We start from the raw sequence: 21,403 nt of genomic DNA, 5'->3' as shown, positions 1-21,403 counted from the left end.
TTTATTAAGCTGACTGCAAAATCACCACAGCATGGGCAGAGATACCTTCCTTGCGCCCTTCAAAACCCAGCTTTTCGGTGGTGGTGGCCTTAACATTTACCTGCCCGATATCAGCTTGCAGATCCGCCGCGATATTGGCACGCATGGCTTCAATGTGCGGCGCCATTTTCGGGGCCTGGGCAATCACGGTCATATCGGCATTACCCAGCTTATACCCAGCGGCCTTTACCTTTGAAAACACCATGCGCAACAAAGCGCGACTGTCGGCATTTTTGTAAGACGGATCGTTATCCGGAAAGTGTTTGCCAATATCACCCAGAGCCAGCGCTCCCAGTAATGCATCACACAGTGCGTGTAACAGCACGTCACCATCGGAATGAGCCACCAATCCATGAGTGTGTGGAATAGCGGCGCCACCAATGACTATCTTGTCACCGTCGCCAAAGGCGTGAACGTCGTAACCGTGACCTATTCTCACTGTCAGTTTTCCTTTCATTGCCAACCTCAGAAGGAGATCCCCCTGCGGCTTTAAGAATCAATTCCGCTACCGGTAAATCTTCCGGGCGGGTAATTTTAATGTTATCGCGGCGACCTTCCACAATGGCCGGATGATATCCCGCACTTTCCAGCGCTGAGGCTTCATCGGTAATGGTAATGGATTGGCTTAAGGCGCTGGCGAGGGATTGTTGTAACAACCCATAACGAAACATTTGCGGTGTTTGAGCCTGCCATAAAATCGAGCGATCCAGCGTTTGTTCAATTTCCTGTTGAGCCACGCGCTTGATGGTATCACTGACCGGTGTCCCCAAAATGCCACCAACCGGATGTTCCTGAAGCTCACTCAGCAATTTTTCAACATCACTTTGGGCCACACAGGGGCGCGCGGCATCGTGTACCAGTACCCAGTCATCGTCGGCGATTTGACCGGCCAGAACAGCCAGACCATTGAGTACCGAATCACAGCGCTCCACGCCGCCATCGGCCACCACAATACGAGCATCTGTTAATAGCGCCAGCTCACGACCAAACTGATCTTCCTGACCGAGCACCACCACAATACCCTGCAATCCCGATAACGACAGCAGCCGCTCTAGGGTGTGCTCCAGAATGGTTTTACCCAGCAACGACAAATACTGTTTGGGTTTGTCAGCCTGCATACGCGCGCCAACACCCGCAGCGGGCACCACCACCCAAAAATTGGGCAAAGTTGTTTCCCCCGCCATCCTCATTCTTCTGCCTTGATCACAAGATAAAAAGTTTCACCCTGCTTGATCATCCCCAGATCTTCGCGGGCTCGCTCTTCCACGGCATTATCACCGGATTTCAGAGCGCGCACCTCAGCGGCCAACACATCGTTACGCTGCTTTAAGCGCTCATTTTCCTGCTGCTGTGCCGCGATCTCGCGGTCCAGACGCACCACATCAGCCAGACTGCCCTCGCCTATCCAGAGGCGATATTGCAGACCGATCAGCATCAGCAGTAACAGCGGAATTAAATATTTCATGGGGTAGTGGATAAAGTGCCTAACGAAAAAGGGGTCGAAGTAGCTTAGCCACTCCGACCCCACACGTAAACCAAAGCGGCTTACTTGTTGTCTGACTTACGCCTTAAATTCGGCGCGGCCACGGTAAGGAGCCTTCTCGGCACCCAGCTCGGCCTCGATGCGCAGCAGACGGTTGTACTTGGCTACGCGGTCGGAGCGACACAGGGAACCGGTCTTGATTTGACCCGCAGCGGTAGCAACAGCCAAATCGGCAATGGTGGTATCTTCAGTTTCACCGGAACGGTGAGAAATTACCGCGGTGTAACCGGCGTCTTTGGCCATTTGGATGGCTTCCAGAGTTTCGGTCAAAGAACCAATCTGATTGAATTTGATCAGGATGGAGTTACCCACGCCCATCTCGATGCCCTTCTTCAGAATCTTGGTGTTGGTTACAAACAGATCGTCACCCACCAGCTGTACTTTGTCGCCCAGCTTTTCAGTCTGGTACTTCCAACCGTCCCAGTCAGACTCATCCTGACCGTCTTCAATGGAAATAATCGGGTACTGATCACACAGCTCAGCCAGGAAATCACTGAAACCTTCGGCGGTGTATACCTTACCTTCACCGGACAGATCGTACTTGCCGTCTTTGTAGAATTCGGAAGAAGCACAATCCAGAGCCAGAGTCACATCTTCGCCCAGCTTGTAACCGGCCTGCTCGGTGGCTTCTTTAATAACCGCCAGAGCGTCAGCATTGGAAGACAGGTTAGGCGCGAAACCACCTTCATCACCTACCGCGGTGTTCAGGCCTTTGCCGCTCAACACTTTCTTCAGCGCGTGGAAAATTTCAGCACCGACTTGCAGGGCTTCGGTAAAGGTCTTGGCGCCAACGGGCTGAACCATAAACTCCTGAATATCAACATTGTTGTCGGCGTGCTCACCACCGTTGATGATATTCATCATAGGAACCGGCATGGTGAACTGGCCCGGAGTGCCATTAACGTCAGCAATGTGGGCGTACAGTGGGATACCCTTGTCAGCGGCAGCGGCCTTGGCGGCAGCCAGAGATACCGCAAGAATGGCGTTGGCGCCCAGATTGGCTTTGTTTTCAGTGCCGTCGGCATCGATCATGGCCTTGTCCAACGCGCGCTGATCGCCAGCGTCCATGCCCACCAGCAAACCCTTGATGGTGGTATTGATGTTCTCAACGGCTTTCAGAACACCTTTACCCAGATAGCGGCTTTTGTCGCCATCGCGCAGCTCCAGTGCTTCACGGGAACCGGTAGAGGCACCGGAAGGGGCGCAGGCAGAACCCACAACGCCGGATTCCAGAATAACATCGGCTTCTACCGTTGGGTTACCACGAGAGTCCAGGACTTCGTAGGCTTTAACATCAGCAATCTTGCTCATGACAAGAGACTCCTTAGAGTAATTGTTTGACGCTTCTCAGCGTTTTTTAAAGTTTAAAAGTGAATTCTTATTGGATATCGAGTGCGGGCAAAGACTTGATCACATCATCCACCGCTTTCATTTCAGCCAAAAACGGCTCCAGCTTGTCCAGCGGCAAGGCACTCGGGCCATCGCATTTGGCCTGATCCGGGTTCGGGTGTGCCTCCAGGAACAGACCCGCCAAACCAACTGCCATGCCAGCGCGGCCCAGCTCTGCCACCTGATGACGGCGGCCACCGGAAGCGGCACCCATGGGATCGCGGCACTGCAGCGCGTGGGTAACATCAAAGATCAGCGGCGCACCGCCACTGATTTCTTTCATGGTGCGGAAACCCAGCATATCCACCACCAGATTGTCGTAACCGAAGCAGCTGCCACGTTCACACAACATAACCTGCTCGTTGCCGCACTCGCCGAACTTCTCAACGATGTTCTTCATTTGCGGGGCACTGAGGAACTGGGGCTTCTTGATATTGATCACAGCACCGGTTTTTGCCATGGCTTCCACCAGATCGGTCTGACGAGCCAGAAAAGCAGGCAACTGGATAATATCGCAGACATCCGCCACCGGCTGACACTGATAAATCTCGTGGACATCGGTGATCACCGGCACCTTGAAAGTCTGCTTGATCTCTTCAAAGATTTTCAGGCCCTCTTCCATACCCGGACCGCGATAGGAGTGCACAGATGAACGATTGGCCTTATCGAAAGACGCTTTAAATACGTAGGGGATACCCAGCTTTTCAGTGACCGTCACGTAATGCTCGGCAACCTGCATTGCCAGATCACGGGACTCAAGCACATTCATGCCACCAAACAGGGCAAACGGACGATCATTGGCCACTTCAATGGCTTTAACATCGCCCTTGCCAACGGTGATTAACTTTTGGCTCATATGTCTCTCATCTTACTATTTTGTCACTCCTGCGAAGGCGGGAGTCCAGTGGGGTCTTTTGCCCCTGCTACTGTATTTTGGATTCCCGCCTTTGCGGGAATGACAGTAAATTATTGCTTGTTGTCTACGGCTGCCTGAATGTAACTGGTAAACAGCGGATGACCATCCCGTGGTGTAGAGGTGAATTCCGGATGGAACTGACAGGCCACAAACCAGGGGTGATCTTCCAGCTCCACCATTTCCACCAAGCTGTCGTCAGCTGACCAGCCACCGATTTTCAAACCGCCCTTCTGCAACTGGTCCACATAATTATTGTTCACTTCGTAGCGGTGGCGGTGACGCTCAACAATGACATCATCGCCATACACTTCGCGCGCCTTGCTGCCAGCCACCAAACGACACTCCTGGCCACCCAGACGCATGGTACCGCCTAAATCAGAGCTTTCGTCACGCTGCTCAACGCCACCTTCGGAGGTAACCCACTCGGTTATCAAACCAATCACCGGGTTGGCAGTTTCTTTATTGAACTCGGTGCTGTTGGCGTCTTTCAGGCCCAGTACGTTGCGGGCAAATTCGATCACCACCGACTGCATACCCAGACAGATACCCAAGTATGGAACTTTGTTCTCACGGGCGTATTTGACGGACATCAACTTGCCTTCCAAACCGCGCTCACCGAAACCGCCCGGCACCAGAATGGCGTCGGCGTCCTCGATCAGTTTGGTGCCTTCTTTCTCAACATCTTCAGCGTTGATGTAGTTCACATTAACCTTGGTGCGGGTGTGAATGCCGGCATGGACCAGAGACTCGTTCAGTGACTTATAAGCGTCCAGCAGTTCCATGTACTTACCGACCATGGCCACGGTAATTTCATTCTCGGGGTTGAGCTTGCCATCGACCACCTTGTCCCACTCGGACAGATCCGCTTCCGGCGCTTCCAGGCCGAAATTATCCAGCACGATCTGATCGAGATTGTAGCTTTTCAGCAGATCGGGAATGGAGTAAATGGTTTTGGCGTCGGGCAGCGGCACCACGGCGCGCTCTTCAACGTTGGTAAACAAAGCAATCTTGCGACGGGAATCGGCGTCCACTTCTTTTTCAGAGCGGCACAACAGCACTTCCGGCTGCACACCGATAGAGCGCAATTCTTTCACCGAGTGCTGGGTTGGCTTGGTCTTGGTCTCGCCGGCAGTGGCGATATAGGGCACCAGAGTCAGGTGAATCCACTGGGCGCGCTCACGACCCAGCTCCACTTTCAGCTGACGAGCAGCTTCCAGGAATGGCTGGGATTCGATGTCACCCACGGTACCGCCGATTTCCACCAGGGCGATATCCGCATCTTTGCCACCTTCCAGTACGCGACGTTTGATTTCATCGGTAATGTGCGGAATCACCTGCACGGTGCCGCCGAGATAGTCACCACGACGCTCTTTGCGCAGTACGGTCTCGTAGACACGGCCGGTGGTGAAGTTGTTGCGTCGACTCATTTTCGTACGAATAAAGCGCTCATAGTGGCCCAGATCCAGATCCGTCTCAGCGCCATCTTCGGTGACATAGACTTCGCCGTGCTGGAAGGGGCTCATGGTACCCGGATCTACGTTGATGTAGGGGTCCAGCTTAAGCACAGTCACCTTGAGGCCACGGGATTCCAAAATCGCACCAAGAGAAGCGGAGGCGATGCCCTTGCCCAATGAAGAAACAACACCACCTGTAACGAAGATATATCGCGTCATGTAAAACCTTGCTGAAAAACAGTCTGAGTAAAGTGCAGATGGGGCATCCGCCAGCTTAATATCGCTGGCAGAAATCAGTTTGCCGGGAATACGCAAAACATCCTGTGATACGCCCCGTGACAGCCCCTCATGAGATGGGGCGCCAGTGTACCGGAAAGGCGTTTTTGCCTCAATTACTCTGACGAAAAAAACGGCACTCGAAAACCACTATAGAACAGCGGTCCGATTAATCAGATCGGGCAGGCGCCTGCCACTGCAACAGGTAACCGGGACCATCGCCGGAACCGTAGCCCTCACACACCCACAGATCACCCACGGCAACGATCTCACCGCGATGACGCAACACCGGCACAGAGTCGCGCAACCAAGGCTCCAAGGCGTATTCCTGCAACAGCTTTTTCAGAGTCTGGGAACGCCCTCGACCTATGGGCTTACATCTGTCTCCGGGTTGGCGAACGCCCACTTCCAGATCGCTACCGGGCGGCAACAACAAGCCCGCCGAGGCCACCTCCCATGCCCGCAGCTCACCGTCGCCCCAGACAAGTGGCTGCTGCAGATCCCAACACTGTAGCTCGGGCGGCCCCAACGCCAGGGTTTCCGGTAGAAAATACAGGCGCTGACGGTAGTGACGCAGCTGGATTGGGCCCCAGCAAACCGCTCCCTGAGCATCGTCCCGGGGCTGCAACAGCTGCCGCTCAATCTGCTCAAGATGCACTGAATCAGGCAGGGGTAATTGCAGCTGCGTCATCAATTGCCGCAGCAGATTTCCCCGGCGGAACTCAGACAGCGACTGCAGATAAGCAAGACACAGGCTCCACCCCCAACGCTCGGAGCGCAGCTCGGCAGCGGTCAGATCATCACAAGCCTGACTCTGCAGCTGCTCATCGGCCTCGCGGCACAGTGCGGCACTCTGCTGCCAACGCCCGGCAAAACCGGGCCAGCGCTCTTCGAGCAGAGGCATAACCTGATGACGCAGGTAATTGCGATCAAAATCCAGCGACCCATTGCTGTCATCATCCACCCAACTCATATCGGCGGTGACGGCCCAATCGTGTAATTGCTGGCGCTGAAAATGCAACAGAGGCCGAAACAACTGCCCATCCCCCAAAGGCCGGGAGCGTGGCATAGCAGCCAATCCCCGCGGGCCAGCCCCACGCATCAGCCGCAACAGCAGAGTTTCCGCCTGATCGTCCTGATGATGAGCCAGCAACAGGGCATCCCCTTGCTGCAACAACTGACTGAAAGCCTGATAGCGCTGCTCCCGGGCGGCATCCTCCAGACCTCGACCAGATCGCTCGACCCGGGCTCGGCATACCTGTATGGGCACATCCAACTCCTGACACTGAGCCTCGCAGTGGGACTGCCACTGATCCGCCAGTGGTGACAACTGGTGATTGATATGGATCGCCAACACCGGCCGCGACTCTTGGCCCTGATCACGCAGCTGGCACAGCAGATGCAACAGTACGGAGGAATCCAGCCCACCGCTGTAGCCTACCAGCAGGCGCCGGGCATCACTCAGGGTGGCCAGTTGATTCTGCATTTGATGCAGCAGGGATTGAGACACAGTATTTCCAATAGATCATTACCAACACTTGATTCTACAATAGACCGAACAGCTCCTTACAGAAGAATTACCATGCCCAAATCATCCGTCAAAACAGCACCTCATGGCAGCTGGTCATCCCCCATACACAGCAGTTTGCTGACGCAGAAAAGCGTCCGACTGGGTGAGCCCGCATTATTGGGTAACGACATCTTCTGGCTGGAATACCGCCCTCAGGAAAAGGGCCGCTCGGTGCTCGTCAGATACCGCGACAATCAACAGCAGGATATGATTCCACCCCCGTTCGGAGTTTTTAGCAAAGCCCATGAATACGGTGGCGGCGCCTACTGTCTGAGCGATTCCACCGTATATTTTGTCAATGCCGGCGACCAGCAAATCTACGCAGCCAGCCTGGATCTGCAAACGTCCCCTCAGGCCGTCACCGCCAAATCAAAGCGCCGCTTTGCCGATCTGTGCCTGGACCTGCAGCGCAATCGCCTGATCTGTGTCTGCGAAGATCACACTCATCAGGACGCCGAACCTGAAACCACTCTGGTGAGTATTGATCTCGGCTCCGGGGCCGTGAGCCCCCTGCTGCAAGGCAACGATTTTTACTCCAACCCGCAACTGTCCCCCTGCGGCACCAAACTCAGCTGGCTCAGCTGGGACCACCCCTTTATGCCCTGGGATCAATCCCAGTGCTGGATCGCCGATCTGGATTACCAGGGCAATCCCGTTCATCCGAATCTGATCACCGGTGGCACACTCAATAACGAGCACGGTGAGTCGGTATTTCAGCCGCAATGGGGGCCGGACGGTCATCTCTATTTCGTTTCCGACCGTAACAACTGGTGGAATATCTATCGCTATCGCCAGAGCAGCATGCACACCCATATTGACAGTATCACCTGTGAAGACGCCGAATTTGCCACGCCGCAATGGGTGTTTGGTATGTCCACCTACAGTTTTCTCAATGAAGAGGAAATACTGGCGTTAGCCACCCGCAACGGCCAGTGGCAACTGGTGCACATCAACCTGCTGACCAAGACACTCACCCCTCTGGACACCCCCTGGACCGACTTGAGCAGCATCCGCTGCAACGGCCATGGTGATACGGTATTGATGGCCGCATCGCCTTCCGAAGCCAGCCAGATAGTGTCACTCAAGACCTCTGGCACGCAATTGCATTCCACTCAGGTGATCAAGAGCGCTAATGCCGCCGAGATTGATCCTGACTACATCAGTGAACCTCAAGCCATCAGTTTTGCCACGGGCAGTGGCAGTAACAACGCAATAGCCCACGCCTTTTTCTACCCCCCCTGCAACCCCGCGTTTCAGGGGGATGGCAAGCCACCATTGATTGTACTTTGCCATGGCGGGCCCACCGGGGCGACGGAGACCGGGCTCAACATCAAAATCCAGTACTGGACCAGCCGCGGTTTTGCCGTGGCCGACGTCAACTACCGCGGCAGCACCGGTTACGGGCGCCTCTATCGCGAGCAACTCAACGGCAACTGGGGCGTTAGCGATGTGGAAGACGTCTGTGCCGTGGTCAAATATCTGGCGGATAACCATCAGATCAATCCTGATCAGGTCACCATCAAGGGCAGCAGCGCGGGCGGCTACACGGTTTTGGCCGCACTGACGTTCACGGACACCTTCAAAGCCGGCGCCAGCCTCTACGGCATTGGCAATCTTGAAACTCTGGCTCTGGATACCCACAAGTTTGAAGCCCGTTATCTGGATTCACTGGTTGGCCCCTACCCCGAGCAACAAGCCCTGTATCAGCAGCGCTCGCCGATTCACAACCCGGAAGGGCTCAACTGCCCGGTCATTTTCTTTCAGGGTCTGGAAGACAAGGTGGTACCTCCCAATCAGGCAGAAGCCATGGTTCAGGTATTGAAGGACAAACAGGTTCCGGTGGCCTACATCACCTTTGCCACCGAAGGCCACGGTTTCCGTCAGGCCGACAGCATCCAGCGCAGCATCGAAGGTGAATTGAGCTTCTACGCTCAAATCTTTGGCTTTGAGCCCGCGGATACCATCGAGCCGGTGGAGATCATCTAGCCATGCAGAGCACCCAGCTGGAAGTATTAAACGGTATTCTCTCCGCGCTGGAGCGAGGCGCAGAGGCGACACTGATTTCCGTAGCCCAAACCTACGGCACCTCCCCCAGACCAGTTGGAGCACTGCTGGCCATCACATCGGACCAGCAGATTTTTGGCTCGGTATCCGGCGGCTGCATTGAGGAAGATCTGATTGAAAAATTGATTGCCGAACCACCAAGCCAGCCTTATATCCAGCTCTATGGCGAAACCGCCGAAGAGCGCTATCGTTTCGGCCTGCCCTGTGGCGGCACCATGAAACTGGTGGTAGAACCCATGGTGGATCGCGATGAAATCCTGCGACTTATTGACGCCATCGAACGCCGTGACATACTGGTGCGCAGTCTGGATCTGTCCACCGGTCAGAGTCAATTACAGCAGGGCTGCAACACCGCTTCGGCCCAACTGAAAGACAACCAATGGATTAATGTGTTTGGCCCTCTCTATCAGCTGGTCATCATTGGCGCAGGGCAAACCAGCGAGTACCTCGCCGAAATGGCCCTGACTCTGGAATTCAAAGTCCACATCTGTGACCCTCGCCCGGAATACCATCGCCACTGGCCAGTCAAAAACTGCCTGATTCACACCGAGTATCCGGACGACACCCTGAGCAAAATCGGCATTGATGCCCGCACCGCCATAGTTGCTCTGACTCACGACCCCAAACTGGACGATCTGGCCTTGATAACAGCTCTGGGCTCGGAGGCATTCTATGTTGGCGCGCTCGGCTCCGTGAGAACCAGTGACAATCGTCGTCAACGGCTACGACAGCACTTTGACTTCAGCGAGCAGGCGCTGGCACAACTGCACGCACCGGTGGGATTGGATATTGGCAGCAAAACACCGCCGGAAATTGCCCTGTCGGTACTGGCCGAAGTCACGGCCATCAAGAATCAGCTGGCCGCCCGGAACAACAACTGAATAAGCTCAGGGCTTGGGGTATTCAATGCTGTTGATGTACCAGGTCACTGATCCGGCCTCGGTTCTGACCACGGCCTCATCATCCACTTCTTTCTTTAACAGGGCCCGGGCCATAGGCGAGTCGATGGAGATATAGTCCTTGCGATCGAAGATTTCATCGTAACCGACGATACGAAACCGGAGCACCTCGCCGTCGTCGTTTTCTACCTCAACCCAGGCCCCGAAAAACACCTTGCCCTCCTGCTCCGACCGGTAATCAACGATCTTAAGATTCTCGAGACTTTTGCGCAGATAGCGAACTCGGCGATCAATTTCTCTCAGGCGCTTTTTGTTGTACTGATAATCAGCATTTTCACTGCGGTCCCCCAGACTGACAGCCCAGGAAACCTTTTTGGTTACCTCCGGGCGCTCTTCACGCCACAGATAGTCCAGCTCTTTGCGCAGGCTTTCATAGCCATCTCTTGTTATCAAACCCGACTTCAACGCCAGCCCTCTCTCGATTAATGTCCTGTATTTCGGCAGTCACCCTTGAGCATCCAGTCACCTCTGGCTAAACTGCAGGAGCATAATAAATTCTCGCTGATAAAACCGCGATACCCAATACAAACCGCATTCTCAGGGATAATAACTTGTCAGAGAAACACAAGCCTTTTAGCAGTCTATTCTGGCGAATGACAATTCTCCCTATCAGTCTGATCAGCCTGCTGTTACTTCTGGTAGCCGGATATCAGCTAACCTACAGCGGTTTTGACTGGTTTCCCCTGCTGACCCTGATCTTCTGTGGTGCCATTGTCTGTGCCAGCATCGTCATGGTGGCACACTCGTTTTCCGACCGCCTGCGCAAACTTACCAATCTGCTACCACTGATTGGTGAAGGTCGCTTTCAGGAAGTACACGGCGCACTGGCCTCCAGCATCAAAACCAAAAACCCGACCGAGCTCGATCAGCTGGAAACTTCCCTGTTGGAACTTTCCGACAAGATGGAAGACCAGAACCGCAACATCGATTTCCATAACAAAGAAATCGAGCGCATGTCGCTGTTCGATACATTAACCGGTCTGGCGAATCGTCATTTGTTCCAATACGAAGTCCAGAGCGATCTGCAGGAAATCCGCGAAGACAAACGCGAAGATATGATCGCGGTCATTATTATTGATCTGGATAAATTCAAGCGCATCAATGATTCACTGGGCCACCAGCTCGGTGATCTGCTGCTGGAAAAACTGGGCAAGCGCCTGAAAAAGGCCACGAGCAGCCTGGGATTGATTGGTCGCCCGGGCGGTGACGAATTTGCCATTCTGCTGCGCAACCTCAAGCGCACCGAGCAGCTCGACAGCCTCTGCAACAAATTACTGGCGCTGGTATCGCGCCCCATCAATCTCGGCGAGACCTCTGTTGTGGTTAACGCCAGTATTGGTGTCGCTGCCAGCAGTGCCGGCGAATCCGCCAGTGATCTGGTGCGCCACGCAGAAATCGCCATGTACAAAGCCAAAGACAACGGCGGCAATAACTACTGCATTTTTTCACCGGAGATGGCCTCCGAAGCCCATGAAAACCTGCTGCTGGAAAGTGAAATCCGCCGGGCTTTCGAAGAGGAAGAATTCACTCTCTACCTGCAGCCCAAGGTGGACATGAACAACAAGATCCGCAGCTTCGAAGCGCTGGTGCGCTGGGAGCACCCGGACAAGGGCATTATCCCGCCGGGCGAGTTTATCCCCGCCATGGAGAATATGAACTTTATCAGTCAACTCGATGACTGGATTCTGGAAACCAGTTGCCGCCAGCTGAAGATTCTGATGCAGCACTACCCGGGTCTGTCGATTGCGGTGAATATTTCTTCCACCCGGTTTGCCGAGGAAAGCTTTTTACATTTTCTGCAGGAGTGCATCAAAGTCTATCAGCTTGACCCATCCCACCTGGAACTTGAAATCACCGAGTCCATGCTGATGGAAAACATGGCCGGCGCCATGAAAATTCTGTCCGAAATCCGGGATATGGGCGTCAGCATTGCGATTGATGATTTCGGCACCGGCTACTCGTCTCTCAGCTACCTGAAAGACCTCCCGGTTAACACCGTGAAAATCGACCGTGCCTTTATCTGCGATATCCCCGACAGCGAGAAGGATATGCAGATCTCTTCCGTTATCATCTATCTGGCGAAAAAGCTTAACTACAAGGTGGTCGCCGAAGGCGTTGAAACCAAAGATCAGATGGAGTTTCTTAAAGACAGCCAGTGCGATCTGATGCAGGGTTTTTACTTCAGCAAGCCCATCCCCGCACACAAGGTATTGCTGATGCTCGAAACCGAACGACTGATTGGTCTTGGGCTGGACGATTCGGAAATTGATATTCCGGAGCTGGCAGCCGACTTTAAGAATTTGTAATTGATCTGCACTTTGAACACCTAATTGTATTTTACCTTTTGGTTTGCCTTGGCATTGTTCTCACCCCGTGCCCATAGCGGGAGCAAGGCAATGGGTTTTAGGGGACGCGCAAGTACGTCCATGTAGCTCTTTGGCGACGTCCGTGTCGCCAAAGCCCCGAAAACCCATCACCTTACTCCCATTGACCTCTGACTTCGCAATGAGAATTTTGTGTGCCTTATTTTAGTTTGGCACACCAAGGTCCCTTGTGAGTTGCCGAACGGAGAGATGAGATTAGGGTAAATCGCACAGGATGTGCGATTTAGATGTGTCGCGCAGGGATGCGCGTATATACCGACCCGTGAGATCAGCTCGCAGTGAGGGAAGCCGAAGGCCAACGACCGGGGTGTGCTTTTGATGTATAGGACTTACGAATGCCGCGAGCGCATGGAAGCGCTGGAGCGGCCTATTGCTTCTGTTTTCTTTTGCACAAGCAAAAGAAAATGAAGTCGCCCAACAAGGCGAAACCTATACTGAGAACAACTCCGCTTTATTGTATGTATGCTGGATAAAGATTAAAGAACCTTTCGAATAGCCTCTGCCAGATAATCAATATTACCGCTATTAACTCCGGCAATATTAATCCGACTCGAATCCACCATATAAACACTGTGCTCGGTCTTGAGGCGGCCCACCTGCTCCGGGGACAGCCCCAAGAAAGAAAACATGCCCTTTTGCTGCGGAATAAAACTGAAATCTCCCGCATCGGCCAGAGCATTGGCCAGCAGTAATCGCAGGGAATGAATCCGCTCGCGCATTTCAGCGACGTCCTGCTGCCACTGTTGTTTCAAATCGCCGGTTAAGATTTCTTCCACCAACAAGGCGCCATGGGCGGGCGGCATGGAGTAGATACCGCGAGCCACTTTCATTAAATGACTGCGGGCATTGTTACTCGCTTCGGCCGTCGCCGACACCACGGTGATCGCGCCAGTACGCTCACGATACAGACCAAAGTTTTTTGAGCAGGAACTGGCAATCAACATTTCCGGCAATTGTTTGGCCAGCAACCGCAGGCCGGCGGCATCTTCTTCAATACCGTCCCCAAATCCCTGATAAGCCAGATCCACAAACGGCGTAAAACCCTGTTGCCGAGCCATATCAGCCAATTGCTGCCACTGTTCCAGAGTCAGATCCGTACCGCAGGGGTTGTGACAGCAGCCATGCAGAAGCACCACATCGCCAGCCGGAACGGTTTTTAACACCTCAACCATGGCATCAAAATTGACCGACTGGGAAGCCGGGTCGTAGTAGGGATATTCCTGCAGTTTGAGACCGGCACTGCCAAGCAACGGAATATGGTTTGCCCAGGTCGGTGTACTGACCCAAATGGTGGCCTGCGGGTTGATTTCCCTGATCAGCTCCGCCCCCAGACGCAGCGCTCCGCAACCGCCCGGTGATTGCAATGTGGCTGCACGCTGCTGCAAGGCAGGATCGTCCGACAAAATCAACTGCTGCAATGCGACATTAAACCCTTCGCTGCCCACCGGACCCTGATAAGCCTTGGTCTGTTCGGTCGCCACCAATCGATTCTGGGCAGCGATCACCGATGACAACACCGGCGTCTGCCCCTGCTCGGTTTTGTAAACCCCAACGCCCAGATCCACCTTGTCGGGATTGGGGTCTTCACGATAGGCAACGGACAACCCCAAAATCGGATCGGCAGGAAGGGCTTGTAGGGTTTCGAACATGATAACTCCAGGTAATTTATTACACATCAACAGAGGCCATTATGAAGGGCTAACAAATTGAATTGAAGCTTTGCAGTGCGCGTCTATACTGACATCACTGGACGGCCCGCATTTGAGGTTATACATGCCCGACAAACACCAACTCGATGAATTTGACACCAAGATTCTGATCGCCCTGCAGGAAAACGCTGATTACTCCATGAACGAGCTTGGCGATCTGGTGGGCTTATCTCACACCCCCTGCTGGCGCCGCATTAAGCGACTTGAAGCCGAGGGCTATATTCAGGGTAAGGTCACCCTGCTCAACCCCAAATTACTCAACCTGAGCGTCAGCGTTCACGCCTATGTAACCATCAAGAGTCACGATGAAGCCTCCCTCAATGCCTTTGAATCCTCGGTACAGGACGTCAAGGAAATCGTTGAATGCTATTCCACCACCGGTGAAAAAGATTATCTGCTGCGCGTCGTGGTAGAGAGCGTCGAGCACTACGAAACCCTGCTCAAGCAAACTCTGGTGCACCTGCCCAACGTCGCTTCGGTCAATTCCGCTTTCGCCCTGAAGCAAGTCAAATACACCGCCGCTCTGCCTCTGGAGCCCCCCAGCCGTCGTAGCTGACCGTCGTGAAATCCACCCATGGATTTCACGCTGCATGCAAATTCAAACAAGTGTATAATCACCCCCGAAACCGGACTCTGTGTAGTTTTTATTACAAGGTTTATTACAGGAAGACTGAATATGAGCAAACGTGAAGTAGTCGTTTTAAGCGGCGTAAGAACCCCAATCGGAACCTTTGGCGGCAGCCTGAAAGACATCCCACCAACTGACCTGGCCGGTCAGGTGGTTGCCGGCGCCGTAGAGCGCTCTGGCCTGAACAGTGAAGACATCGATCACGTCGTATTCGGCAACGTGACCCACTCTGATCGTCGCGACATGTACATGAGCCGTGTGGCCACCCTCAAAGGCGGACTGCCTGAGTCCACCCCGGCCCTGACCGTTAACCGCCTGTGCGGCTCCGGTCTGCAGGCCATCATCTCCGCGGCACAGCTGGTACTGCTGGGTGATGCCGATGCCGTTGTTTGTGGCGGTGCCGAATCCATGAGCCGCGTACCCTACTGGCTGCCAAACGCTCGCTGGGGCGCTCGCATGGGTGACGGAGCCATGGTTGACGCCATGACCGGTGCACTGACCTGCCCAATAGACGATAACCACATGGGCATCACCGCTGAGAACGTTGCCGAGAAGTGGGGCATCAGCCGTGAAGAGCAGGATCAGTTGGCTGCTGAGAGCCACAACCGCGCCGAGAACGCCATCAACAACAACTACTTCGCCGACCAGATTCTGCCAGTAGAAGTTAAAACCCGTAAGGGCGTTGTCAGCTTCGACAACGACGAGCACGTTCGCATGGGCGCCAAAGCCGACGACATGGCCAAACTGCGTCCTGTGTTCAAGAAAGACGGCAGTGTAACCGCCGGCAATGCCTCTGGTCTGAACGATGCCGCTGCGGGCATGGTAATGATGGAGCGCGAAGCCGCCGAAGCCAAAGGCCTGAAGCCAATGGCCAAACTGGTTGGCTACTCCTTCTCCGGTGTAGAGCCCAAGTACATGGGCATTGGCCCTGTCCCTGCGGTTAAAACCCTTCTGGAAAAAGCCAACCTGACTGTTGACGACATCGACACCTGGGAAGTTAACGAAGCCTTTGCCGCTCAGGCTCTGGCCGTAGCCAAAGATCTGAACCTGCCAATGGACAAGGTTAACCCGAACGGCAGTGGCATCTCTCTGGGCCACCCAATCGGTGCTACCGGTGCAGTTATCGCTGTTAAGGCCCTGCACGAGCTGAAGCGCATCAACGGCCGCTACGCGGTTGTAACCATGTGCATTGGCGGTGGACAGGGTATCGCAGCGCTGTTTGAAGCGATGTAAAATAGCGATAAGCCATCGACAAGGGGAGCTTTTTAGCTCCCCTTTCTTGTATTAGGAAAGCCAAAAATGATTCCAGATTTCAAAGATTCCGAATTAACCGTCAGCAACCGCGTCGCCACTCTCACCTTTAAACGTCACGACGTGCGTAATGCCTTAACCGGCACCACATTGGTCGATGACATAGTGGCCACCGTGAACTGGATCAACGGCAACAAAGACGTATCCGCACTGGTCATCACCGGTGAAGGCTCGGCATTTTCTGCCGGAGGTAATGTCAAGGACATGGCCGAGCGCAAGGGTGATTTTGGCGGCACAGTGGAAGAAGTCTCGGAGCATTATCGACGTGGCATTCAGCGCATGCCTCTGGCTATGAGCAAATTGGAAGTGCCCGCCATTGCCGCCATTAACGGCCCGGCCATTGGCGCCGGTTTTGACCTGACCAACATGTGCGACATTCGCATCGCGTCCAGTAAAGCCAAATTTGGGGAAACCTTTGTCAACCTGGGCATTATTCCCGGCGATGGTGGCGCCTGGTTTCTGCAACGCCTGATCGGTTACCAGAAAGCCGCGGAACTGACACTGACCGGCCGCATTATCGACGCCGATGAAGCCAAACAGCTGGGTATCGTGCTGGAGATCACCGAGCCGGACAACCTGCTGGCAAGAGCACAGCATCTCGCCGGCGAAATGGCCTCAAAACCACCCCATGCGGTGCGCATGACCAAACGCCTGATGAAAATGGCCCAGCGTCAGGAGCTACCGGATTTTCTCGACCTATGCGCCGCCTTTCAGGGAATGTGCCACAACAACGAGGACCATTTACTCGCCGTAGAAAATCTCTTGAGCAAAATGGCCAAATAAGCGGTCAGAAAGACGTAACGTTATCAACTGGATAAGACAATGAGTAACAGCATTATTCTGGTGGGCATGCCCGGTTCTGGCAAAAGCACCCTGGGTCGTTTACTGGCAAACCGAACTCAAATGCCGTTTGCCGATACCGACCTCTATATCGAAGGCAAAGCCGGTGTATCTCTGCAGGAATATTTGGATGAGCACGGCTACTTAAAATTGCGTGAACTGGAAGAAACCGTAATTCTGGAACACGAACATCACTTTCACCGTACCATTATTTCAACTGGTGGTAGCGTGGTGTACAGCGACAAAGCCATGGAGCACCTGAAGCGCTTTGGCACCATTGTCTACTTACAGGTCAGCGCCGATGCTCTGCTGGAACGCATCCACAATATGGAAAGCCGCGGGATTGCCTGTAAACCGGGGCAAACGTTTCACGACCTGTATGAAGAGCGATGCTTCCTCTATGAAAAGTACGCCGATATTACTTTGAATATCGATGGCGAGACTGAAATGGAATCCCTGGAAAAACTGCTGAACAACAGCAAGCTGTCATTCTGATTACTAGCAACTTGTCATTCTGGCGACTGTATACCAACCAGTCATTCTGACGACTGCAAGGAGGAAGACTCTTCAGGGAGATCCTTCGCTTTCGCTCAGGATGACATCTTTAAAGAATCTCCAGCAACTCTCTGGTCTTTACCTTGCTGCTCTTGTGTACCGCATGGGCCACCAGCAACTCGGCAGTGGCCAGCGCATCCACCAACGCATTGTGGGCCGGATAATCAGGCAACCCATAACGTTCACGGCAGCCGCCCAACCTGAGCGCACCATTGGGGATAGCATCTTCCTTGCGAAGAATTTTTCTTTTTTCGAGCTCAAGGGTGTCGGATATGGGCAGCAATAAGCGGGAGCCATACAGGCGCTTGCTCCAAAGATCCAGAAAGCCTATATCCAGAGACGCATGGTGAAATACCAACACCTTACCCGCAGCCACCTGTAAAAATTCCCGCATCATTTCCGACGGACAAATGCCATCTTCCAGCTCACAATCGCGAATCAAATGAATACTGGCGCTCTGGCCGACACTCTCTTCGGGTGTCAGCAAGATATGGCGCGCCGAATCCAGTTTGATCTGACCGCCACTGACAACCACCCACCCAATACTCAATAATTCGCCTTCGTCCACATTCAGGCCCGACGTTTCAGTATCGGCAACCAGAAATTCCTGATCACGCCAGTCACCGGAAAAGTTGTAGTGGCTGTTGTCCCAACAGGCGAGCAAAGGTGCACTCTCCTGATTGGCTTTGATGCGCTGGCGATGATAAAAACGCTTAAGCGATAACAACATAAATAATCACTCAAAGACCGGGACGATAGGTATTGCGAACAGAGGTCTGGGCATCCACCACAATCGAAAATGAATCTCTTAATTGTTTACGCACCAGCTTCGATAAATCATCCGGATTCAGCCAGTTGGACACCGGCTGCCCCGACGTCACCTGCCGCGCCTGTGCCTGTAACCGGGTTTGCGTAATCACGCTGTAGGCATCCTGCAGATTACGACTATCACGAATACTCATGGCTTTATGTTCGGCTAAAGCCTGCAGTCGATCAATGGTGTTAATGGCTTTGATACCATGGGATAAACTGTGAATACGGGCAATATCCACAATCGACATCAAGCCGCTTTTTTTGATGTTCAGTTCATCTCGGTGCTCACCGTTTCTGTCCACCACAAAGCGACGGAAGATCCCCAGTGGAGGTGGAGAATCGAGGACATTTTCAGCCAGCATGGCAAAGAAGATGCTGTTGCCATTAACCCGATTGAGCATGTGCTTCTGCAATTTTTTGCACAGCGAATTATCGCCATAAATGGAGCGCAGATCGAAGAATATACTGACGCGCATCAAGGCATCCGATGTGGGACTCTGGGTCCAGTTATCCACGGTTTTCTTCCAGCCCGACAAAGGCTGACGCCACTGATCGGTTGTCGCCATGACTTCACCCGGGCAATAGACATAACCACAGCTATTAAGGCCATCACAGACACTGTGCGCCAGAGCCTTAAACCAGGGCTCATGTTCTTCCTGCATATCGTTGGAGATCAACAGGCCATTATCCTGATCACCGCCCAGCAACTGTTCGCCACGCCCCTGCGAACCAAATCCCAACCAACTGAAGGGAACCGGCGGCTCGCCATTTTTATCGATAAACAGCTCAATCAACCTGACGGTAACGGCATCGCTGATGGCGGTGAGAATATGACTGATCTGATTAGAACGCATGCCCGCATTGACCCACTGCACCAGCAGATTGGGTAGCAAATCAGTAATGCTCTTTAACCCCTCTACCGAGGTTTGACGGCCAACATGTTGTACCAAAAAGACCGGATCATCCTGACGCGCCAACATCAGATCCGACGAGGTCACAATGCCCTTGACCTTGTCGTTGTGGACCACCGGAATATGGTGGATTTTGGACCGCGTCATAAATAAGGTGGCATCAAAAATAGTGGACTCGGTATCAATGGTATAAGGATCCGGTGTCATAATGGTTCTGACCTGCTGATCGAAACCCACTCCCTCAGCCACTGCCCGGGCGCGCAAATCCCGATCGGTTACAATACCCAGCAAGTTTTCTTCATCCATCACCAGCACCGAGGACACGCGACAGCTGGTCATTAAGATGGCGGTGGATTGTATCGACAATTCTGGCGCCACGGCGATAACCTCCTCGGTCATCACATCCTTGATGTGGCGCATCATGTCATTGGAGTCCGGTTCGTGCCGAGCCGCACGCCTTACACGCCGGGCGCGCTGGCTGTGGAAGAAGCGATCGATGCCACGTCGTTTTTTGCGAAGCTTCTGATACTCTTCTTCCGGAAAAATATACAGCAGGGAATCTTCGATCAGTACCGCTTTGATGCCGGGATCTTCCTGATGCAAGCCCTTAAGGTTAAAACTGACTCCTTCACCCAGGCGATCAATCAATTGATCCTTATCGCCGCGCAACTCAGCCGCGCCGCTGCGTATTATCCGCAGACCGGCATCGTCGTCCTTGATTTCAAAAACGTGGCCCTTGCGAAAGTAGGCAATTTCAATCGTGCCAACCAACTCTTCCACTTCGTCGCGAGGCAGTTCATCGAAGGGAATGCACTCACACAAAAAATCCAGAATGGCTTTAAGTTCAGGGCTCATAAACTTGATATCCTAAATCGTGACTGTCATTTAAACGACCATCGCAACCTAAATTCCGGCTGTCATTCTGACGGTCATTGCACCCTAAATTCTAGTTGTCATTCTGACGACCATCGGGAGGAAGAATCTTCAGAAGATCCTTCACTGCGTTCAGGATGACATTAACGGCGAAAATCTTCCTTAAAGCTGGTTTCATACAGAGTAAATGTCATTGCGGCATCACCATAGTAGAGAACGCCGTCGGCAGACACCGCAACACGCAAGCGACTTTTGGCGCGATCAGGACGATCGAGATCAATATTCCAGGCCATACCATCCATATCGGTCTGAGTCATATCACTGGGCAGGCCCTCGTCAGATTCACTATCCACCAAAGCCACCTTGGCGCCCTCGAGCGGCACCACTGATTTCAAATGCAGCTTCAGGCGATTGTCATCCAACCAGTCGGTTGTCAGGAGCAGTTCAAAATCGTTGTTTTTCAGACCGCAGGCACCGGAGGTGTAGCGACAATTGGGTTTTTCTATTAACGCATAACTGCCGCCTTTTTTTGCTACATGGGGTTTTTCAGCGACGATACTGTCGACCAGAAAATAACCCAGCACAGCCAGAATAGGAGTAATAATTAGGGCGGCAACAACATGTTTGTTTTTGAACATTGAAATGTCTCTTGTGATTATCAATTGAGTCTGTAGTTACTTTACAGAAAGAACGCTTACATAGGTTGTTTTATAACAAAACAACTATGAAAAAATTCTTACCGCAACTTAAAAATTTAAGGCTCCCTGAGGAGCCTTAAAATGTTGCGAACCTGCCACCCGACTACCTTGCCGGGTCGTCACTTGCTTTTTCCGGGCAGCAAGGTCCGCTATTCAGCCCTTAGTGATCGTGGGCCGCTTCAACACCGGTAGGTACACGCATATTCTCAACCAGATCCTGAATCTCTTGTGAAGGCTCAGTAGTCATGCGAGACACAACGAACGCTACCGCGAAGTTAACGATGGCACCAATTGCACCGAAGGCGTTTGGCTCGATCCCCATGAACCAGTTAGGAGACATATCACCCAGGAACGAAGTACTGGCGATGAACATGATGCCTTTGTGCTGGAACACGTACAGCAGGGTCACAGTGATGCCTGCGATCATACCGGCAACCGCACCTTCCTTATTGATACGCTTGGAGAAGATAC

19 protein-coding genes and 1 pseudogene are annotated in these 21,403 nt (G+C 53.2%); 7 read left to right on the top strand and 13 right to left on the bottom strand.

Annotation, left to right across the window (positions count from 1 at the left end; translation table 11 throughout):
* Window positions 1-4 precede the first annotated feature (4 nt).
* The 7 genes from ispF to tilS form a co-directional block, all read right to left on the bottom strand.
* Window positions 5-478, bottom strand: coding sequence for a 2-C-methyl-D-erythritol 2,4-cyclodiphosphate synthase (gene ispF / locus ACPXV9_RS02680; RefSeq protein ID WP_423894357.1), 474 nt, complete (start codon window positions 476-478; stop codon window positions 5-7).
* Window positions 432-1,205: a 2-C-methyl-D-erythritol 4-phosphate cytidylyltransferase gene (gene ispD / locus ACPXV9_RS02675; RefSeq protein ID WP_423894356.1), complete on the bottom strand. Its 774-nt coding sequence runs from the start codon at window positions 1,203-1,205 to the stop codon at window positions 432-434. The genes ispF and ispD overlap by 47 nt, the downstream gene beginning before the upstream one ends.
* Window positions 1,206-1,225: 20 nt before the next feature.
* A complete protein-coding gene (ftsB, locus tag ACPXV9_RS02670) occupies window positions 1,226-1,504 on the bottom strand; it encodes a cell division protein FtsB (protein WP_423894354.1) in 279 nt (92 codons plus the stop codon).
* Between the two features lie 96 nt (window positions 1,505-1,600).
* Window positions 1,601-2,893 (bottom strand): phosphopyruvate hydratase, encoded by a 1,293-nt coding sequence (eno, locus tag ACPXV9_RS02665; RefSeq protein ID WP_423894352.1) that lies wholly within the window; start codon window positions 2,891-2,893, stop codon window positions 1,601-1,603.
* 67 nt (window positions 2,894-2,960) lie between these two features.
* Window positions 2,961-3,827, bottom strand: coding sequence for a 3-deoxy-8-phosphooctulonate synthase (kdsA, locus tag ACPXV9_RS02660; RefSeq protein ID WP_423894350.1), 867 nt, complete (start codon window positions 3,825-3,827; stop codon window positions 2,961-2,963).
* A gap of 110 nt (window positions 3,828-3,937) precedes the next feature.
* Window positions 3,938-5,560: a CTP synthase gene (locus ACPXV9_RS02655; protein WP_423894348.1), complete on the bottom strand. Its 1,623-nt coding sequence runs from the start codon at window positions 5,558-5,560 to the stop codon at window positions 3,938-3,940.
* 226 nt (window positions 5,561-5,786) lie between these two features.
* Window positions 5,787-7,127, bottom strand: coding sequence for a tRNA lysidine(34) synthetase TilS (tilS, locus tag ACPXV9_RS02650; RefSeq protein WP_423894346.1), 1,341 nt, complete (start codon window positions 7,125-7,127; stop codon window positions 5,787-5,789).
* A 72-nt stretch (window positions 7,128-7,199) separates the two neighbouring features.
* On the opposite strand from tilS, the gene ACPXV9_RS02645 reads away from it, so the two are divergent.
* The gene (locus tag ACPXV9_RS02645; protein ID WP_423894344.1) at window positions 7,200-9,173 is read left to right on the top strand and encodes a S9 family peptidase; all 1,974 of its coding nucleotides are present in this window, start codon (window positions 7,200-7,202) and stop codon (window positions 9,171-9,173) included.
* Between the two features lie 2 nt (window positions 9,174-9,175).
* Window positions 9,176-10,132, top strand: coding sequence for an XdhC family protein (locus ACPXV9_RS02640; protein ID WP_423894342.1), 957 nt, complete (start codon window positions 9,176-9,178; stop codon window positions 10,130-10,132).
* Window positions 10,133-10,138: 6 nt separating this feature from the next.
* Here the strand turns inward: ACPXV9_RS02640 and greB are convergent, their stop codons facing one another.
* Window positions 10,139-10,615 (bottom strand): transcription elongation factor GreB, encoded by a 477-nt coding sequence (gene greB, locus ACPXV9_RS02635; RefSeq protein WP_423894341.1) that lies wholly within the window; start codon window positions 10,613-10,615, stop codon window positions 10,139-10,141.
* A gap of 188 nt (window positions 10,616-10,803) precedes the next feature.
* Here greB and ACPXV9_RS02630 point away from each other — a divergent pair, with 188 nt between their 5' ends.
* Window positions 10,804-12,516, top strand: coding sequence for a putative bifunctional diguanylate cyclase/phosphodiesterase (locus tag ACPXV9_RS02630; protein ID WP_423894340.1), 1,713 nt, complete (start codon window positions 10,804-10,806; stop codon window positions 12,514-12,516).
* A gap of 554 nt (window positions 12,517-13,070) precedes the next feature.
* On the opposite strand, the gene ACPXV9_RS02625 is transcribed toward ACPXV9_RS02630, so the two are convergent.
* The gene (locus ACPXV9_RS02625; protein WP_423894338.1) at window positions 13,071-14,243 is read right to left on the bottom strand and encodes an aromatic amino acid transaminase; all 1,173 of its coding nucleotides are present in this window, start codon (window positions 14,241-14,243) and stop codon (window positions 13,071-13,073) included.
* A 124-nt stretch (window positions 14,244-14,367) separates the two neighbouring features.
* Between ACPXV9_RS02625 and ACPXV9_RS02620 the strand changes: the two genes are divergently transcribed.
* The 4 genes from ACPXV9_RS02620 (at window position 14,368) to ACPXV9_RS02605 (ending at window position 17,577) form a co-directional block, all read left to right on the top strand.
* Window positions 14,368-14,859: an Lrp/AsnC family transcriptional regulator gene (locus tag ACPXV9_RS02620; protein ID WP_423894336.1), complete on the top strand. Its 492-nt coding sequence runs from the start codon at window positions 14,368-14,370 to the stop codon at window positions 14,857-14,859.
* Window positions 14,860-14,979: 120 nt separating this feature from the next.
* Complete coding sequence (bktB, locus tag ACPXV9_RS02615) at window positions 14,980-16,164, top strand: beta-ketothiolase BktB (RefSeq protein WP_423894334.1); 1,185 nt, start codon at window positions 14,980-14,982, stop codon at window positions 16,162-16,164.
* Between the two features lie 66 nt (window positions 16,165-16,230).
* The gene (locus ACPXV9_RS02610; protein ID WP_423894333.1) at window positions 16,231-17,025 is read left to right on the top strand and encodes an enoyl-CoA hydratase-related protein; all 795 of its coding nucleotides are present in this window, start codon (window positions 16,231-16,233) and stop codon (window positions 17,023-17,025) included.
* Between the two features lie 39 nt (window positions 17,026-17,064).
* Window positions 17,065-17,577 (top strand): shikimate kinase, encoded by a 513-nt coding sequence (locus ACPXV9_RS02605; protein WP_423894331.1) that lies wholly within the window; start codon window positions 17,065-17,067, stop codon window positions 17,575-17,577.
* A gap of 109 nt (window positions 17,578-17,686) precedes the next feature.
* Here the strand turns inward: ACPXV9_RS02605 and ACPXV9_RS02600 are convergent, their stop codons facing one another.
* From ACPXV9_RS02600 to ACPXV9_RS02585, 4 genes and pseudogenes are all read right to left on the bottom strand, one after another.
* Window positions 17,687-18,367, bottom strand: a complete 681-nt coding sequence (locus ACPXV9_RS02600) for an exonuclease domain-containing protein (RefSeq protein ID WP_423894329.1) — start codon at window positions 18,365-18,367, stop codon at window positions 17,687-17,689.
* A gap of 10 nt (window positions 18,368-18,377) precedes the next feature.
* Window positions 18,378-20,216 carry a DUF294 nucleotidyltransferase-like domain-containing protein gene (locus tag ACPXV9_RS02595; protein ID WP_423894327.1) on the bottom strand — a complete coding sequence of 613 codons (1,839 nt, stop codon included), beginning with the start codon at window positions 20,214-20,216 and terminating at the stop codon, window positions 18,378-18,380.
* A gap of 161 nt (window positions 20,217-20,377) precedes the next feature.
* The gene (locus ACPXV9_RS02590; RefSeq protein WP_423894325.1) at window positions 20,378-20,872 is read right to left on the bottom strand and encodes a hypothetical protein; all 495 of its coding nucleotides are present in this window, start codon (window positions 20,870-20,872) and stop codon (window positions 20,378-20,380) included.
* A 220-nt stretch (window positions 20,873-21,092) separates the two neighbouring features.
* Window positions 21,093-21,403: pseudogene (locus ACPXV9_RS02585) on the bottom strand (cation acetate symporter); the annotation flags it as partial.

This window comes from Candidatus Pelagadaptatus aseana (assembly GCF_040362265.1).
GTDB classification, from domain to species: domain Bacteria; phylum Pseudomonadota; class Gammaproteobacteria; order Pseudomonadales; family Cellvibrionaceae; genus Pelagadaptatus; species Pelagadaptatus aseana.
The sequence above is the reverse complement of the archived record's forward strand: the minus strand, read 5'-3'. Positions and strand labels throughout refer to the sequence as shown.

What these genes read in the sequence shown, in the direction of transcription:
- ftsB (WP_423894354.1), bottom strand. Translation starts at nt 1,504, where the DNA reads ATGAAATATTTAATTCCGCTGTTACTGCTGATGCTGATCGGTCTGCAA.
- eno (WP_423894352.1), bottom strand. Translation starts at nt 2,893, where the DNA reads ATGAGCAAGATTGCTGATGTTAAAGCCTACGAAGTCCTGGACTCTCGT.
- kdsA (WP_423894350.1), bottom strand. Translation starts at nt 3,827, where the DNA reads ATGAGCCAAAAGTTAATCACCGTTGGCAAGGGCGATGTTAAAGCCATT.
- ACPXV9_RS02655 (WP_423894348.1), bottom strand. Translation starts at nt 5,560, where the DNA reads ATGACGCGATATATCTTCGTTACAGGTGGTGTTGTTTCTTCATTGGGC.
- ACPXV9_RS02645 (WP_423894344.1), top strand. Translation starts at nt 7,200, where the DNA reads ATGCCCAAATCATCCGTCAAAACAGCACCTCATGGCAGCTGGTCATCC.
- ACPXV9_RS02640 (WP_423894342.1), top strand. Translation starts at nt 9,176, where the DNA reads ATGCAGAGCACCCAGCTGGAAGTATTAAACGGTATTCTCTCCGCGCTG.
- ACPXV9_RS02630 (WP_423894340.1), top strand. Translation starts at nt 10,804, where the DNA reads ATGACAATTCTCCCTATCAGTCTGATCAGCCTGCTGTTACTTCTGGTA.
- ACPXV9_RS02625 (WP_423894338.1), bottom strand. Translation starts at nt 14,243, where the DNA reads ATGTTCGAAACCCTACAAGCCCTTCCTGCCGATCCGATTTTGGGGTTG.
- ACPXV9_RS02620 (WP_423894336.1), top strand. Translation starts at nt 14,368, where the DNA reads ATGCCCGACAAACACCAACTCGATGAATTTGACACCAAGATTCTGATC.
- bktB (WP_423894334.1), top strand. Translation starts at nt 14,980, where the DNA reads ATGAGCAAACGTGAAGTAGTCGTTTTAAGCGGCGTAAGAACCCCAATC.
- ACPXV9_RS02610 (WP_423894333.1), top strand. Translation starts at nt 16,231, where the DNA reads ATGATTCCAGATTTCAAAGATTCCGAATTAACCGTCAGCAACCGCGTC.
- ACPXV9_RS02605 (WP_423894331.1), top strand. Translation starts at nt 17,065, where the DNA reads ATGAGTAACAGCATTATTCTGGTGGGCATGCCCGGTTCTGGCAAAAGC.
- ACPXV9_RS02600 (WP_423894329.1), bottom strand. Translation starts at nt 18,367, where the DNA reads ATGTTGTTATCGCTTAAGCGTTTTTATCATCGCCAGCGCATCAAAGCC.
- ACPXV9_RS02595 (WP_423894327.1), bottom strand. Translation starts at nt 20,216, where the DNA reads ATGAGCCCTGAACTTAAAGCCATTCTGGATTTTTTGTGTGAGTGCATT.
- ACPXV9_RS02590 (WP_423894325.1), bottom strand. Translation starts at nt 20,872, where the DNA reads ATGTTCAAAAACAAACATGTTGTTGCCGCCCTAATTATTACTCCTATT.